General features: G+C 63.7%; 14 protein-coding genes and 1 pseudogene. 10 read left to right on the top strand and 5 right to left on the bottom strand.

Going from position 1 to position 14,051, the window contains the following annotated elements; all coding sequences use genetic code 11:
- Window positions 1-396: 396 nt before the first annotated feature.
- From HQ314_RS06245 to HQ314_RS06230, 4 genes are all read left to right on the top strand, one after another.
- Window positions 397-1,212, top strand: a complete 816-nt coding sequence (locus HQ314_RS06245) for a hypothetical protein (protein ID WP_222649601.1) — start codon at window positions 397-399, stop codon at window positions 1,210-1,212.
- Between the two features lie 281 nt (window positions 1,213-1,493).
- Window positions 1,494-2,159 carry a hypothetical protein gene (locus HQ314_RS06240; RefSeq protein ID WP_222649600.1) on the top strand — a complete coding sequence of 222 codons (666 nt, stop codon included), beginning with the start codon at window positions 1,494-1,496 and terminating at the stop codon, window positions 2,157-2,159.
- A gap of 158 nt (window positions 2,160-2,317) precedes the next feature.
- Window positions 2,318-2,926, top strand: a complete 609-nt coding sequence (locus tag HQ314_RS06235; RefSeq protein ID WP_222649599.1) for a GIY-YIG nuclease family protein — start codon at window positions 2,318-2,320, stop codon at window positions 2,924-2,926.
- A 64-nt stretch (window positions 2,927-2,990) separates the two neighbouring features.
- Entirely contained in the window at window positions 2,991-3,389 is a 399-nt protein-coding gene (locus tag HQ314_RS06230; protein ID WP_222649598.1) for a DUF4440 domain-containing protein, read from the top strand.
- A 378-nt stretch (window positions 3,390-3,767) separates the two neighbouring features.
- Here the strand turns inward: HQ314_RS06230 and HQ314_RS06225 are convergent, their stop codons facing one another.
- Complete coding sequence (locus HQ314_RS06225; protein ID WP_222649597.1) at window positions 3,768-4,709, bottom strand: GlxA family transcriptional regulator; 942 nt, start codon at window positions 4,707-4,709, stop codon at window positions 3,768-3,770.
- Between the two features lie 107 nt (window positions 4,710-4,816).
- Between HQ314_RS06225 and HQ314_RS06220 the strand changes: the two genes are divergently transcribed.
- The 4 genes and pseudogenes from HQ314_RS06220 (at window position 4,817) to HQ314_RS21655 (ending at window position 7,886) form a co-directional block, all read left to right on the top strand.
- Window positions 4,817-5,128 (top strand): putative quinol monooxygenase, encoded by a 312-nt coding sequence (locus tag HQ314_RS06220; RefSeq protein WP_006247389.1) that lies wholly within the window; start codon window positions 4,817-4,819, stop codon window positions 5,126-5,128.
- A gap of 94 nt (window positions 5,129-5,222) precedes the next feature.
- Window positions 5,223-5,824, top strand: a pseudogene (locus tag HQ314_RS06215) (transposase); the annotation flags it as partial.
- A gap of 70 nt (window positions 5,825-5,894) precedes the next feature.
- A complete protein-coding gene (locus tag HQ314_RS06210) occupies window positions 5,895-6,404 on the top strand; it encodes a hypothetical protein (RefSeq protein WP_261781486.1) in 510 nt (169 codons plus the stop codon).
- 309 nt (window positions 6,405-6,713) lie between these two features.
- A complete protein-coding gene (locus HQ314_RS21655; RefSeq protein WP_222649596.1) occupies window positions 6,714-7,886 on the top strand; it encodes a cytochrome P450 in 1,173 nt (390 codons plus the stop codon).
- Window positions 7,887-7,890: 4 nt separating this feature from the next.
- Here HQ314_RS21655 and HQ314_RS06200 read toward each other — a convergent pair whose 3' ends face one another.
- The 3 genes from HQ314_RS06200 to HQ314_RS06190 all read right to left on the bottom strand — a co-directional run bounded on the left by HQ314_RS06200 (window position 7,891) and on the right by HQ314_RS06190 (window position 10,780).
- Entirely contained in the window at window positions 7,891-8,466 is a 576-nt protein-coding gene (locus tag HQ314_RS06200) for a zeta toxin family protein (RefSeq protein ID WP_056073380.1), read from the bottom strand.
- Window positions 8,467-8,470: 4 nt separating this feature from the next.
- Window positions 8,471-8,821 (bottom strand): ParD-like family protein, encoded by a 351-nt coding sequence (locus HQ314_RS06195; RefSeq protein WP_222649595.1) that lies wholly within the window; start codon window positions 8,819-8,821, stop codon window positions 8,471-8,473.
- A 69-nt stretch (window positions 8,822-8,890) separates the two neighbouring features.
- Window positions 8,891-10,780, bottom strand: coding sequence for a DEAD/DEAH box helicase (locus HQ314_RS06190; RefSeq protein WP_261781485.1), 1,890 nt, complete (start codon window positions 10,778-10,780; stop codon window positions 8,891-8,893).
- Window positions 10,781-11,177: 397 nt separating this feature from the next.
- Here HQ314_RS06190 and HQ314_RS06185 point away from each other — a divergent pair, with 397 nt between their 5' ends.
- On the top strand, window positions 11,178-11,645 hold the full coding sequence (locus tag HQ314_RS06185) for a hypothetical protein (RefSeq protein WP_222645821.1): 468 nt from the start codon (window positions 11,178-11,180) through the stop codon (window positions 11,643-11,645).
- Complete coding sequence (locus tag HQ314_RS06180) at window positions 11,642-12,394, top strand: hypothetical protein (RefSeq protein ID WP_222649593.1); 753 nt, start codon at window positions 11,642-11,644, stop codon at window positions 12,392-12,394. Before HQ314_RS06185 ends, HQ314_RS06180 begins: the two co-directional genes overlap by 4 nt.
- A gap of 10 nt (window positions 12,395-12,404) precedes the next feature.
- Here HQ314_RS06180 and HQ314_RS06175 read toward each other — a convergent pair whose 3' ends face one another.
- Window positions 12,405-14,030, bottom strand: coding sequence for a long-chain fatty acid--CoA ligase (locus tag HQ314_RS06175; protein WP_222649592.1), 1,626 nt, complete (start codon window positions 14,028-14,030; stop codon window positions 12,405-12,407).
- Between the last annotated feature and the right edge of the window lie 21 nt (window positions 14,031-14,051).

Here is a 14,051-nt window from a genome sequence, read left to right as displayed (position 1 = left end):
CAGTACGGAACGCTCCTCCGTGACGCGGGCACCAGTACCTCCGTATGAGCTTGCTCGACGGGCGTTCGGGTCTGACCATGTCCGGTGATCCGGAGTGGGCATCCCGATAGAACGGGAAAGGCGAACCGTCAGGCAGGGTTTGTCAGGCCGCTCATGATGCGCGCCCGCGTTCCGACGAAGACCCGAGAACCTCTCCTACTGCGAAGGCAAGGAACCACCTCTTTGGCTGCATAGCTCCTTTAGGGTCTGAGTATGTACCCGCGAAGGCGACGACATCTCTCTTTGACTGGCAGAGACGTCCTTTGGTCTCACCAGGAGAAAGTCCTCCGGGGAGACAACCCCGGTTTGCTCCTCGTCTCCGAACGCGCACGCTGCGTCCCGACTGGAGCGTCTAGGATGCGCATAACCACCACGGTTGTAGCCTTCGTCGCGATGTTGCTCGTTGCTTCCTGCTCATCGAACGACCAATCGTCGTCCAATCCGCCGACATCAAAGGTCGCCGGGCGTGGTGCGACCACCGGCCGGATCGGAGAGCCTATAGAGCGTATGGACGGCGCATATAAAATAACACTCGAGAGTATCGTAAATCCCGGCATCTGCGACACATACGGTGCAGCCAGCTCACCCATCGACACCGGTGACGAACTTTTAGTTGCGACATTCGCTCTAGAAACCGCAGCCATACCGCTCACGGGCACGTACTTGGCAACCGCTGACTTCTACACCGTCACCGGACAAACAGTCAGGGCGATGCCGATTATCGAGGGACAGTATGGTTGCGCGGGCGATACCGATGGGCAGACGCAGGCAGACAACCCACTGTCGAACACGCGCTCGTCCCATATTAAAATTTTTCGTGTTCCGGTCGAAGCCAATCTTCTTGGCTACCGCGATCCTTACACACGACAGGCCTTCGAGTGGGACGTAACGGGGATTGCCCCGGCGCCATATCGGGGGCCCGAAATTGCACCAATTCCCTCAACGGACCAGCTGCCAATCGAGCCCCAGGAGGTCGAGGTCATGGTCCCGCCGCCGGCGACCGAGCAGACTTACACGCCGCAACCTGTGCCAGAGCCGGAGGTTACTCCTCCGGCGGACGCTATTACCCCGGACTTTGACAACTGCGTCGAGGGTACGACCATGTACAGTGAAAATGCCGGAATAACTTACACCTGCAGGGACGGGTCTTTCCGAGAAGGTCCATACAACTAGTCAGGCCACCTCGCAAGCCACGGCAGTGAAAAGCCAGCAGCCTTAGCGGATGCCGAAGACGCACTTGGATCGCGAAGCCACAGCCGAGATATCGGTCTTACTTGCTGGGGTCACCTTCCAGTTGCTGCAAGCGCGCATAGGGGGGGCGACGTAGCTGGTCGTAACGCATGTTGATCGGTGCATCCTGCGCACTGTTGAATCAAGGGTCCATCAAAAGTGCAAGTGCGGGAGAAGTGCACAAATGTGGCGCCCCGCCGAAGACCTTTCGGTACGGTTCGAAGATGAGAACCGACACCACAACCTTGACTGTTCCGGAATGGCTGGCTGAGGCCTCGACCGACGGCTTCGACACAGCTATTCGCATCAACGTGAAGTGGTGGGAGAAGACGCTCACGAGAGCGGGTTTGGAAAGAGAAATGCCGCCGGTGGTAGACGGCCGTCTGCGAAGGAGTGACATCTTTCGTCTGGCCGAGGGTGGCATCGGATCGGAGGAGACTGCTCGCAGCGTCCTGTGGGCTTCTCTGGCGTGGGGTGAGGGTCCGCGTGCGTTCAGGAATCCCGGACGGGTCCGCTCATTCCTCGAGGACACGGCGCGTCATTCAAGTGTACTAGCGGAGGCGTTGATCCTGTCCGGTTCGGATCCGGAGGCGGCATATGCGCGCATGTACGGGCAGACAAAAAACCTCGGACCTGCCTTTTTTACGAAAGCGATGTACTTCGCGGGTGGTGGCAAAATTGGCCATCCGAGTCTCGTTCTCGACGCTCGGGTCGCGTACGCGCTTCGTAACTTCTGTGGTTGGGAATCCCTCCACACTGGTGGTGGGTGGCCCGTCGATACCTACGGTCGCTACTGTGCCCTGCTCGCTCGATGGGCTGACGAGCTGAGCACAGACGACACGCCGATCGGTCCCGCCCATCTGGAATACCGCCTGTTCACGCGCCGGTAGGAAGGCGCGAGGATGTCCTCATCGGGGTGCTTTTGTCGATTTTCGCACCCGTCACTCGACTACGGCTAGCGGTGTTCTCCTGTCCAGAAATCCCGTCAATCGTTCGAAAGTCGATCTTCTGAAAGCAGCGAATTACGCCCATGTGCGAACGTGTAGCGATGAGCGACAACCAAACCTCCTATCTCAGCGCGCAGCTGTACAACCGCGCTCAAGTACTGGCCAACCCGTGCCCAGTGGAGGCTTGTTCTGGTGTGTACGGGTGGTGGTTCGACAAGCTGCCAGCAGACGACATCGATACCAGCGGCTGCGTCAAGCGAGACGGACTTACGCTCCTATACGCGGGAATTAGCCCAAGCAAGCCACCGACCAACGGTAGAGCTCCCAGCAAACAGAACATCCGCACGCGCATTCGTTACCACTACAGGGGCAATGCCTATGGCTCCACGTTGCGTCTCACCCTCGGAGCTCTGCTCTCTGACGACCTTGGTTTGCAGCTTCGCGTAGTCGGGTCAGGTCGGCTTTACTTCCATGAAGGCGAACGGGCTATCAGTGACTGGATGGGGGAGCATGCCTTCGTCTCGTGGTTGGCTCATACCCGACCATGGCAACTCGAAGACGACCTGATCGCCTCCTACGACCTGCCTCTCAATCTCATGGGCAATGCGCGCAATTCGTATCACGCCCGACTCACGCAGGCACGATCTGATGCGCGGACGACGGCACGTGAACTGCCGGCTTTGAAGAGCCCAGGTAGACGGGTTACATAGCGCCGGAGTCTCTTTTATGCATTTCGGCCCCCGGAAACCGGGGTCGATAGTCCACAATCATGTGATGAGAGACACGGCGATCGAGCACGTGATCGGTCTGGAGAAGGCACTACTCGATCCGGCGACGCGCTCATCGCAAACTGAACTCGACCGACTGCTCGACCCGTCGTTCGAGGAGATCGGCGCGTCGGGTCGGCTGTGGACGCGGCGCGAGATGATTGCGGCGCTGATCGACGCGCCCGAGTCCGAGCCCATCAAGAGCGCGAACTTCAACGGCCGGAGGATCGCCGACGACATAGTTCACGTGACCTACGAGACCTGGCATGAGGGTCGTCACGCGCGCCGAAGCTCGTGGTGGCGCAGGGTAGATGCTGGGTGGACGCTGCTGTTTCATCAGGGAACTCCAATCCAAGCAGTCGCCCGCAAGCGGTCGGCAGACATCAAGACGGCTCTTCCCAGATGACGGTGTAGGTCGGCCGGGCGCGTCGGTCCGCAGATAGACGTCGAGGTCTCCCGACGATGGAGGTTCCTACGCCATCCATCCGAAAGACCTCGACGTGTCCGACGCTACCCCGCCGGCCGGCTTCGGCCGCCCTGACCTGACCGCCTTCGCGGCTCATCCCAATCGACCCTGATCGGGTCTGCTGACCCCCTCGACGAGAACGCAGCGACATCACAGCCACCCAACCCCGACCGTCCGGGAAGCCGGGGCACGTCACATGGCCTGTGCTGCGGGCGTGTCGAGTGGGTCGTCCAGGGGCGACGCAGGAGCGTCGACGCGACGTGCTGAGAGGTGGTTCCAACAGAGCGCTAGGACACCGGCTACAGGCATGGCGATAGGTCAGGAACGGCGTCGCTCCCTGCGCAGGAGGGAGCGCAGAGTCTCGGCGTTCGCGTAGCCGACCCGTAGCGCGATCTCGGCGGAGGTGAGGTCCGTGGTTGCTGAGAGGTGCCGAGCTCGTTCGATGCGAAGCCGTTGGACGAAGCCGAGCGGAGTGAGGTTGAGCGCCGCACGGACTCGTCGTTCGAGGGTGCGCCGGCTGGTGCCGAGCGACTGTGCGACGAAGGCGACGTTGAACGGTTCGTCCAGGCGGGCGCGCACGAAGCGTTCGAACTCGACGACGATCGGGTCCTCGTGCCGGAGATGTTCGTAGGCGACGTAGGCCGCCTGCGACGGACGCTCGTCGATGATGAGGAGCTTGGCGACATGTTGGGCCAGGTCGGGGCTGATCGATTGCACGAGTGAGAGCGCGAGGTCGATGTGGGCGAACGCGGCGCCGGCGGTGACGAGGTTCCCGTCGACCACGACCATGGTGTCGAGATCGAGGGCGACGGTCGGATAGCGCTTCAGGAACTCCGGCCCCAAGAACCAGCTGGTCGTCGCCCGCCGATGATGCATCCGTCCAGTCTCGGCGACGGCGAACACGCCGGTGCACGCCGCGGCGATCCGGGTGGTCGCGTCGTCGAGGCGCCCGAGTGAGGCGATGACCGAACGTGCATCTCGGCTCTGGAGGGCGTCGTTGGTAGCGGCGGCCGTGAGGGTTCCAAGCGCAGGGACGACGACCACGTCGAACTCTCCGGACTCCGACAGCGGGTGGTCTACCGACAGGGTCATCGATGCCGTCGTGGTCACTCGCCGTTTCGGTCCGAGGATGGCGAGTTCGATCGGGTCGATCCGCGGGTCGACATCGCCGCGGGCTCCGTCGGCCACCCGCACGATGTCGATGACCGACGCGACAGCCGAACCGAAGCAGCCGTCGATCGCGATCAGTCCGATACGCATGGCGCGAACAATAGCAATACTGTCGTATACGCCACTCCCCACCGGCCCTCGCTCGTCATACGCTGAACTCGCCCCACGAAGAACCCCGACTTCAAGGAGAACCCCTCATGTCCACACCCGCATCACTTCCGTATGCCTTCGTCGCCAAGATCGTCGCGGCCGATGGACAGCACGACGCGCTCGCCGATCTGCTCGCCGGCGCTGTCGCACTCGCCAACGAAGAAGTAGGAACGATTGTCTGGTTCGCGGCTAGGACCCACGCCGACACCTTCTGGATCTTCGATGCATTCCCCGACGAGGCCGCTCGCGACGCCCACGCCAACGGCGCCATCGTCGCAGCCCTGATGGCCAACCAGCACCTCCTCGGCGCAGCACCCGAGATCCTGGCGGCCGACGTCCTCGCGTCCAAGCTCCCGTAGTCCGCCAACGCACGAGACGATCGCGCCCCGCCGAGCCGTCGGACCCGATCGCCTCGACACCCGCACCACGTTGACGATCCCCGACGGGCCGATCACGAGGAGGCCAGAGGAGATCCCGGACGCGGTCACGATGATGGATCCCTTCCACGTCGTGCGCCTGGCCGGTGACGCCCTCGACAGGTGTCGGCGCCGGGTCCAACTCGCGATCCACGGGCACCGTGGGTTCAGGGACGACCCGCTCTACAAGTCGCGGCGCACGCTGCGCACCGGCGCGGACCTGCTTACCGACAAGCAGAGCGACAGGCTACGCGCGCTGTTCGTTGATGACGCTCACGTCGAGGTCGAGGCGACCTGGGGTGTCTACCAGCGCATGATCGCCGCCTATCGCCACGAGGACCGGCAACGTGGCCGCGGGCTCATGGAGAAGCTGATCACCGACCTCAGCGCCGGCGTCCCCAAGGTGCTCACCGAGCTCACCACCCTGGGCCGGACCCTGAAGAAGCGAGCCGCCGACGTGCTCGCCTACTTCGAACGACCCGGCACCAGCAACGGGCCGACCGAGGCGCTCAACGGACGGCTCGAACACCTGCGCGCGGCTCCGCACTCGGGTTCCGCAACCTGACCAACTACATCGCCCGAAGCCTGCTCGAGACCGGCGGCTTCAGACCCCAACTCCTACACCCCCGATTGGGATGAGCCATCAAGACTCGGTAACAGTCACAAAACGATCGGTCTTTTTCTGCCTGACGGTGCCAGAGTGATGACCATGCGACAGACAACGCGTCGAGCGGCAGTGGCCTTGGCACTCGCGATCCCGGTGTTACTGGGGGTGGGCGCGGGAACGGCATCCGCTGCACCCCAGACGTCGATCTTGCAGGTGCCCGTCGTGACGGGTCTGGAGATCGGCCCGGTCAGCGTGCCCGGCGGGCTCATCCAAACCACGCCGATCGAGGCGACGGTGGGGGAGAGACCGGGCTCGGTCCGGTTCTCCGCCGCCGACATCAAGCCGTACTACTACCAGTACAACTACCGGTGGATGACGGTGCAGTGGCGCAATCTCTCGACGGGAGCGGCCGGCGCCGTCGACTTCCGCCACTGGGCCTCCGAGGATCTCTCGGCTGTCGATCCGAATGCCGGCGCCCGAGGGCTCCCGCTCGACGTCGTTGCAGATACCGGACCCGGTCAGGTCGCCGTTGTGGTGACTCAGAGTCGACAGTTCCCCGCGCCGTTCTCCGAAACACTGTTCCCGGGGCTGAGCCTGCTGACCGTTCCGTGAGGCCGGCCGTCGCCGGTTGTGAATCATCCCAAGCGCGGTGACCTGCTGGGCACTACTGTCACGCTGAGTGCGGTTCGTGGCAGAGCCGGCCCTGTCGAGGAGCGTGGCGGCGTGGCGTCGGTATTCGCTCAGCGCGCCAGCTACCAACGGCAGGGGATCCGTTTCATCGGCGGACCGTTGCCGTTGTCGTCGGAACGGAAAGTGTCCGACGCGTTCGGCAAGAAGCTTTCGCGCGACTACCTGTTCGTCGACGATCGAGAGTCCGACTTCATCGGTACCTGGCGTGGCAGTCGAGTGCAGCTGTATGGGGTGTCGCGCCGGGCCATCGAAGCAATCGTCAACCCGAAGATCGCCGGTGTGTATATCGATCGTGACACCGCCGCGCAGTATTCGTTCGGTCAACTGAGTCCCGAAGCGCTGACCTTCTCCTCTGCGCAACAGCCCGGTTTCCGCGACCGCAAACGCAACCTGGTCGTGGCGACGAGCGCCGGATCCGCCCGTGCAGCGATGACGCGCGCATTGCCGGCTCATGTTCGTGCGGACGACGACAGCATCGACCTGCGGCCGATCGTCACCGAATGCGTACGCACTGCTGTCGCGGAGGCAGTGTGGGGTGACGCGGCGACGACAGTGATCGACTACGTCGACGAGAGCGGCGCCCATGAGGCGCTGCCGTTCGCAGATGCGATGTACGACAACTTCTTACGCCTTCGACGCTGTGCGAACACCTATGCCATGAGAGTCGAGCCACGGCTGCAACGGTGGACGTTTTCGCGGGAGCAGCGGTGGATGCGAATCAACACTCGGACGCTGGTGCGGCACGCTTCGGTTCTGGCGGATATGCCGCTCGACGACACCATTGCCGGCCACATCAGGCGGTTGCACGGCATCTCGGGGTTCTCGTCGAACATGGTCCGTGACGACACCACGACGTCCTTCATCGCCGGCGTCGACACGACGCGCACGGCCATTCTCGCCACGCTGAAGCATCTGCTCGATCCCGCCAACAGGCAGTGGAAGGACGCCTTCTCAGCTGTGCCCGTCGAGTCGCTGGGTGATTCTGCAGTGGTTCGTGCGTGCGTGATGGAAGCGTTGCGCATCGACACCCCCGGGTCCGTGTTCAACGGGCGGGTAATCGACGACTGCCGCATCGCGCTCGGTGACGGCAGTGTCGATCTGCACCGTAATACGCTGGTGATGCCGAACATTCATGCCGCGCACGCGGTTCACGGTCCGACATTCGATCCGAACCGGATACTGAACGCCCACGCGACGGATCACGTCGCCCCGCTGGTGATCCCCTTCGGCAAGGGTCCGAGATCGTGCCCTGGCAAGTCGTTCGCGTCGTCGATGATCGCGGTGTTCGTGCACGACTTCCTTCAGGCGCACCCGGACGCCGCGGTGGACACGACACACCCGGACAACGCCTATCCGATCCACACGGCATCCGAGCATGGTCTGCACGTGTCGCTGCGTGGCTGAGGTGTCAGGTCATCAGTGCGGCGGGAGCCCACGACGGCCATGACGGGTCCCCAACCAGTCGACCATGGTCGTAACGAGCGATAACGCGAAAGGGGTTGCTTGCGTTGGTATTGTCGTAGACGCGGGCATTTTCGACGACATCGATCGCGGATCGAACCAAGGGCCACAGGCGCACGTATCGCTCACGGACCTTTGCCTCGGGCACGGAATGACCGCCGATCTCGACGCGGTTGACGACGCGGGCTACGGCCAGGTCGACCGGAATGGCGACGATATGAAGTGTGACGAGGTACCCGGCCTCGTTCGCCGTCTCGATCAGATCGAGCTTCGACGGATGCGAGAAGACTGTCTCGGTGACGAACGACGCGGCCTGTGCGAGTAGGGCCACCCGCTGTTCGGCGGCCAACCTCGATGCGTCGTACGCGTGCGCTTGTTCGTCACCGGGCCAGTTCTCTGTAGCGATCTCGTCGGCGTTGACGAAGGGAAGATGAGTGACGGGCGCCAGCACCCGAGCAAAGAAGGTGCTCTTGCCGGCGCCGTTCGGGCCGGCAAGCAGGTGCAGAACCGGGTCGCGGGTCATTCCGTCAGGGACGATGCTCGATCACAGCGCCGTCTTCGTCGCATTCGACGAAGGCCCGTCCTTCTGCCTCGAATTCGCGGCGCAGATCCAGGCCTTCTGACATCGCGTCGATTCGCTCGGACCATTCCGCGCGTACGACTGCCTGCTCTCGAGGGGTGAGCGCGTCGTAGTTCTGCCGACCTGCCAATACCCCGGCGATGTCGCGTGAGGCTATGTGATGTGAGGCCTCGATCTCACGCCCGACCAGTGCCCAGTGTGCAATTTGTTGGGCTGCGCTCCGGCTCGACGCACTGCCGACCAGCTTCGCCGATGCATACAGTTCATCGTCGACCCGTAGCGATGACGTCGTACCCATGAGCTGCTCCGTTCGTTGTCGTGCACCTAGTGTAGCAATCTGCCACAGCTATGTACTGCCGGATGATGACTAGCTGTCAGCGGTAACCCGAGCCGCCAGGAACGCTTCCGGATCGATCAGGTCAGCCTGCCCGACGATCGATCCCAGGTCGGCGATTCGCTCTACTCCGGTCAGCACCATCTCCTCCTCGACGGTCCCCTCGGCGTAGCCGTAATAGCAGGTGGAAGTCGTGTGGTTGTGGTCCTTGTCGATGCGGTTCGCTCGACCTTCGACCTGGCGGATGTCGATGGGTGTCCACCGAGGGTCGTGGATCAGCGTCACCCGGGGCGCGAGAGTGGACGTCGTGCCTTCGGGCAGCAGCATCTCGTTGGTGTGCAGGTTGATGGCGCTCGTTGTGGTGGACACGATGACGGTGGCGTCACCCGTCTGGAAGCGCCGGATCTCGGCCTCCTGCTCCGGACTGCTCATGCTGCCGTCGACTACTGCAACGGCAAGCCCGCCCTCGCGCAGGTCGTCGGCGAGGGCGGCGACGGACTCGCGGTAGAACATCGACACGAACACCTGGTTGCCGGCCTTGACCCACGTGCGCACTTGGTCGGCGGACGCGGGAATGCGGAGATACGAACACTTCTGACGGAACCGCAGTGTCGCGGCACGCACACTCGGATTCTTCTGGAGCACTCGCTTGCCGCCGGACACCTTCCACATCGGCAGACCGACCTCCTTGCGATAGTCGACCCATGCAGAGTTGTACAGCCGCTTCTGCGCGGCGGTCAGTTCTTGCCCGAGCGGTTCACGTGGTGTGGGCGGGGACGGTCGCGAGATCGACCACGGCACAGCACCTCCCGACAACCACCCGTGCACGGCAGCGATATCGCGCTCTCGACGGGCAGCATCTTCTGGCTCCCAGCGCCACGTGGCCAGCCCGGTCGACGCCTTGCCGGCCTTGATCGCGAAGCCGGACTCTTCGAGGAAGTTGGCCCACTTCACGGTGAGGGCGTAACCGAGCTGGTCGTCCTCGCCCACGATCTCGACGCCGCGTGACTGCTCGATCGCGCGCGCCATGTACGCGAAGTGCAGCGGCTGGTAGCCGGGGGTCGCGGACATCCACACCACCGACCGCGCGGCTTCCTGGTAGCGCCACACGATCTGCGACTGCTGCGATTCGATGTTCATCAACGCATGGCACTCGTCGGCGATGACGACGTCGATCTCGAATCGCAGTTCGCCAAGCGTGATCGTTCGCTTGTTCTGTGTCCGTTTGCGTTTCCCCAGATCGGTGTCCGGTGGGACGGACAGGAGCTTCTTCGTCGACTGGTACGTGACCAGAAGCCAGCGCTTGCGGTCGGAGGGCTCGATGTCGGCTTCGCTGTCCGCGATCGTCCGACGCCACCCCGGCAGCGCTCCCTTCGGTGCGACGACCAGGACGGTGCCGATCTCGGCAGCAGACATCTGCCGCACCGCCTCGCACACCGACAGGGTCTTGCCCAAGCCCGTGGAGTCCATCTGCGCGAAGTAGGGGAAGCCCTCCTCGAGGGCAGTGAGCTGCCGATGCACCGATTCGAGCTGGGTGTCGCGGGGCAGCAGCGAACGGGCATGCACCGTCTCGGGGCGCCAGGTCTCGTTGGCGTCGTCCTCGAGCCACCGCTGCAGGCTGTACGGCATCGACTCGTACGGCTGCAGGTACTCGGGCAACTCGGTGCCGTAGTACGCGAACACTCGTGGGCCGGGGTACCAGCGCGCCCCCGCAGCGCTGGCTGCGGAGCGGTCCTCGAAGGGAACATCCAGCACCCACACACGCTCGCCGGCGTCGGGCACGCGCAGGTCGGGAGCTGCGGTCTTCTTCGCCGGTGCGCGGCGCTTGGTCGGCTTCTTCGCAGTTCCGGCGAACTTCCGGGCTGCGCTGCTCTGACCGGCCTTCACGGTGCGAGTCGTGGTGGAGCGTCTACGTGGTGGCATCGGGAACATCCTCTCCGATCGCAACTGATGGCCACGACAAGGGTCGTTCGCCGAAGTGGGATCCGGTGCCGTAGGAACCGGGCACGGCCAAGAGTTGCATCGACGTCCGACACCGTCGACAAGGTTGGATACGACTTCGCCATATCCAACCTTGTGGCCATAAGGTTGGGTATGGCCCGATGCAGGGGCCGGTAACTCAGTCCCTGCGTTGCTCACCACGCCAGGGACGTGGTGGGCTCAGCGACTGGTTTCCCTGGTGTGACACAGCCAGTGCACAGAGTAATTAGTGAAATGTGTGAGTGAACAATCGAGGCCGCATCCGTGTCAGTGCGCACTGCTAGGTTGATGTTGCCTCCACTCGGACGGCAACCCCCTCATTGTTTCAACCGGGAGACGCATGCCTGAAAAGAAGATTCTGTACGTCGATCTAGACAACACGCTGGTCGACTTTCAATCCGGTATCAAGCGACTACACCCGTCCGAAATCGTCGGGCTCGAGGATGACCTGGACGAGGTTCCGCGCATCTTCTCGCTCATGGATCCGATCGACGGCGCTTTGGACGCCTACAGGCTGCTCGCGGAGCATTTCGATACGTACATCTTGTCCACTGCCCCGTGGAAGAACGCCCAGGCGTGGCACGACAAGGTCAAGTGGGTGCAGTGGCACCTGGGCTACGAGTCGGGGTCGGTGGCCTACAAGCGCCTCATCCTCTCTCACCACAAGAATCTCAACCGGGGTGACTTTCTGGTGGACGATCGAGGTGCCAACGGTGCGAAGGAATTCGAGGGTGAGTTGATCCCCTTCGGTACCGAGAAATTTGCGACCTGGGACGATGTGACCAACTATCTTCTCCCGCTGGCGTGACCGGCGATAGAGGCCTGTTCGCCGAATTGTCCGCCACTGCGGAACTTCTCAGCAGGACGGGCGACCTCGACGAGCCGAGCGCACCGGCCCCCTGGCTGGTGAGGCAGGTCCTTGCATCGCAGCACGATGACGAGCAGTTGGCCCACTGGACGTCGTCGACGGTGATCGACGACAACGTGCAGGCACCGGTGTTCGACGAGGCGACCTTCGCCTGGCTCCACAGAGGGCTGACCGATGTCTACGACTTCCCCATCGGTCATGCGGGACTGATGCACACGTACGGCTATCTGCTGTCGACAGTGGTCACCCCGTACGGACTGAAACGTCAGAGGTGGCTCACGAGCGACCTGGCCGTCGCCTTCGGCAAGGAGCCCACTCACCTTCAGCCGACGCCATCCGGGACCCCCTTGATGGAGCGTGTCGCATCCACGGTCCTGCCGGCGCTCAGCGACCCGGTCGGAACCACACGAGTCGTCCTCGCCTTCGACGAGGTGGTCGACACCACCAACGCGATGCGCACCGTCTACGTCGCCGATCCTGGAAGCGGTTCCACCGCAGTCGTGTACGGACTGGTGACGAGCTCGAGGATCCAGATCGTCTCGACCTTCCCGGTCCAGCCCTTGACGCAGGAGTGGGCGCGGACTCGACTGAGTGAGCCGACCCGGTACCGCTTCAACTACGCCCCACCCACAGCTTCACCGGGAAGCGCCTTCGACGGGTCGACGGAAGTGCTCGTGTCCCGCGTCTGACGTTGTTGCGTCAGCCGACCTCGACGACCTCCAACGCACCGTCTGCATGCGACCCGCGCAGCCGCTTCTTGTCGAACTTGCCGACACTCGTCTTCGGCACCTCGTCGATGAAGGTCCAGCGTTCCGGCAACTGCCAGTGCGCAACTCGACCGTCGAGGAAGTCGCGGAGCTCCTCCGCGGTCACGGTCTGACCCTCGCGCACGACGACGGCGACGAGTGGTCGCTCGTCCCACTTATCATCGGGCACACCGATGACCGCGGCCTCGCGCACAGCGGAATGCTCCATGACGTGGTTCTCGAGCTCGACGGACGAGATCCATTCCCCACCGGACTTGATGATGTCCTTCGACCGGTCCGTCAGCGTCAGGTATCCGCCCTCGGAGATGGTGCCGACATCACCGGTCCGCAGCCACCCGTCGTCGAACTTGTCGGACGCGTCGCTGCGGTAGTAGCTGCCCGTGATCCACGGCCCGCGCACCTCGAGTTCGCCGACGTGCGTGCCGTCCCACGGCAAGACGGTGCCCGAATCGTCGACCAGGCGAGCGCGGACAGCGGACACGAAACGTCCCTGAGTGCAACGCAAGTCGAACTCGTCCTCCGGAGACAGTCCGACGTCGGGGCGCCCGGACGTGCCGAGCGGCGACGTCTCCGTCATGCCCCACGCCTGGGAGATGGGAACGCCGTACTTCTCGTGGAACGCCCGCATCAGGCTCGGCGGGCACGCGCTGCCGCCCACGGTGACGTCGCGCAGGCTCGACAGGTCCGCCGGGTGGTCCTCGAGGTGGGCGAGCAGTGCCTGCCAGATGGTGGGGACAGCGGCGGCTGCGGTGGGTCGCAGCGTCGTCATCATCTCCGCGAGCGGCGCCGGCTGCAGGAAGCGGTCCGGCATGATGAGCGAGGCCCCCACCATCAGCGCGGCGTACGGCAGTCCCCAGGACATGGCGTGGAACATCGGCACGATGGCGAGCACGGTGTCCGACTGCGCGAGCGCCATGGCATCGGTCATGCAGACCTGCATCGAGTGCAGCCAAATCGATCGGTGCGAGTAGACAACGCCTTTCGGGTCACCGGTGGTGCCCGAGGTGTAACACATTGCTGCAGCGGATCGTTCGTCGACCTCGGGCCAGTCGTACTCGTCGGGGTGGCCTGCGAGCACGTCCTCGTAGCCCAGCACCTCGATGTGGTCCGGTGCCTGCACCTGTGCGGGGTCGGCGCCCACGACGACGAGGTGCCGCACGGTCGTCATGGTCGGCAGGAGCGGCGTCAGCAGGGGGAGCAGGCTGGCGTCGGCGATGATGACGCTGTCCTCGGCGTGCTCGACGATGTACGTGAGCTGCTCGGGGAACAGGCGGATGTTCAGCGTGTGCAGCACGGCACCCATGGCGGGCACGGCCATGTAGGCCTCCATGTGCTGTGAGTTGTTCCACATGAAGGTGGCGACGCGCTGGTCCCCGTCGATTCCGAGCGCTCGAAGACCGTGGGCGAGTCTGGCGGCGCGTCGACCGAGCTCGGCGAACGTGATGTTCGACGGCCCCGCCTCGCTCCACGTGGTGATCGTCGCCGATGCGTGCATCGACGTGCCGTATCGAACGAGCTGGCCGATGGACAACGGGGTGTCCTGCATGGTGCTCTTCATGACTCTCCTGCCGGTCGATCC

Source organism: Rhodococcus sp. BP-332 (assembly GCF_019836065.1).
In the GTDB taxonomy this organism is placed as follows: domain Bacteria; phylum Actinomycetota; class Actinomycetes; order Mycobacteriales; family Mycobacteriaceae; genus Rhodococcoides.
This window is presented reverse-complemented; position numbering and strand designations above follow the sequence as displayed.

What these genes read in the sequence shown, in the direction of transcription:
- HQ314_RS06245 (WP_222649601.1), top strand. Translation starts at nt 397, where the DNA reads ATGCGCATAACCACCACGGTTGTAGCCTTCGTCGCGATGTTGCTCGTT.
- HQ314_RS06240 (WP_222649600.1), top strand. Translation starts at nt 1,494, where the DNA reads ATGAGAACCGACACCACAACCTTGACTGTTCCGGAATGGCTGGCTGAG.
- HQ314_RS06235 (WP_222649599.1), top strand. Translation starts at nt 2,318, where the DNA reads ATGAGCGACAACCAAACCTCCTATCTCAGCGCGCAGCTGTACAACCGC.
- HQ314_RS06230 (WP_222649598.1), top strand. Translation starts at nt 2,991, where the DNA reads ATGAGAGACACGGCGATCGAGCACGTGATCGGTCTGGAGAAGGCACTA.
- HQ314_RS06225 (WP_222649597.1), bottom strand. Translation starts at nt 4,709, where the DNA reads ATGCGTATCGGACTGATCGCGATCGACGGCTGCTTCGGTTCGGCTGTC.
- HQ314_RS06220 (WP_006247389.1), top strand. Translation starts at nt 4,817, where the DNA reads ATGTCCACACCCGCATCACTTCCGTATGCCTTCGTCGCCAAGATCGTC.
- HQ314_RS06210 (WP_261781486.1), top strand. Translation starts at nt 5,895, where the DNA reads ATGCGACAGACAACGCGTCGAGCGGCAGTGGCCTTGGCACTCGCGATC.
- HQ314_RS06200 (WP_056073380.1), bottom strand. Translation starts at nt 8,466, where the DNA reads ATGACCCGCGACCCGGTTCTGCACCTGCTTGCCGGCCCGAACGGCGCC.
- HQ314_RS06195 (WP_222649595.1), bottom strand. Translation starts at nt 8,821, where the DNA reads ATGGGTACGACGTCATCGCTACGGGTCGACGATGAACTGTATGCATCG.
- HQ314_RS06190 (WP_261781485.1), bottom strand. Translation starts at nt 10,780, where the DNA reads ATGCCACCACGTAGACGCTCCACCACGACTCGCACCGTGAAGGCCGGT.
- HQ314_RS06185 (WP_222645821.1), top strand. Translation starts at nt 11,178, where the DNA reads ATGCCTGAAAAGAAGATTCTGTACGTCGATCTAGACAACACGCTGGTC.
- HQ314_RS06175 (WP_222649592.1), bottom strand. Translation starts at nt 14,030, where the DNA reads ATGAAGAGCACCATGCAGGACACCCCGTTGTCCATCGGCCAGCTCGTT.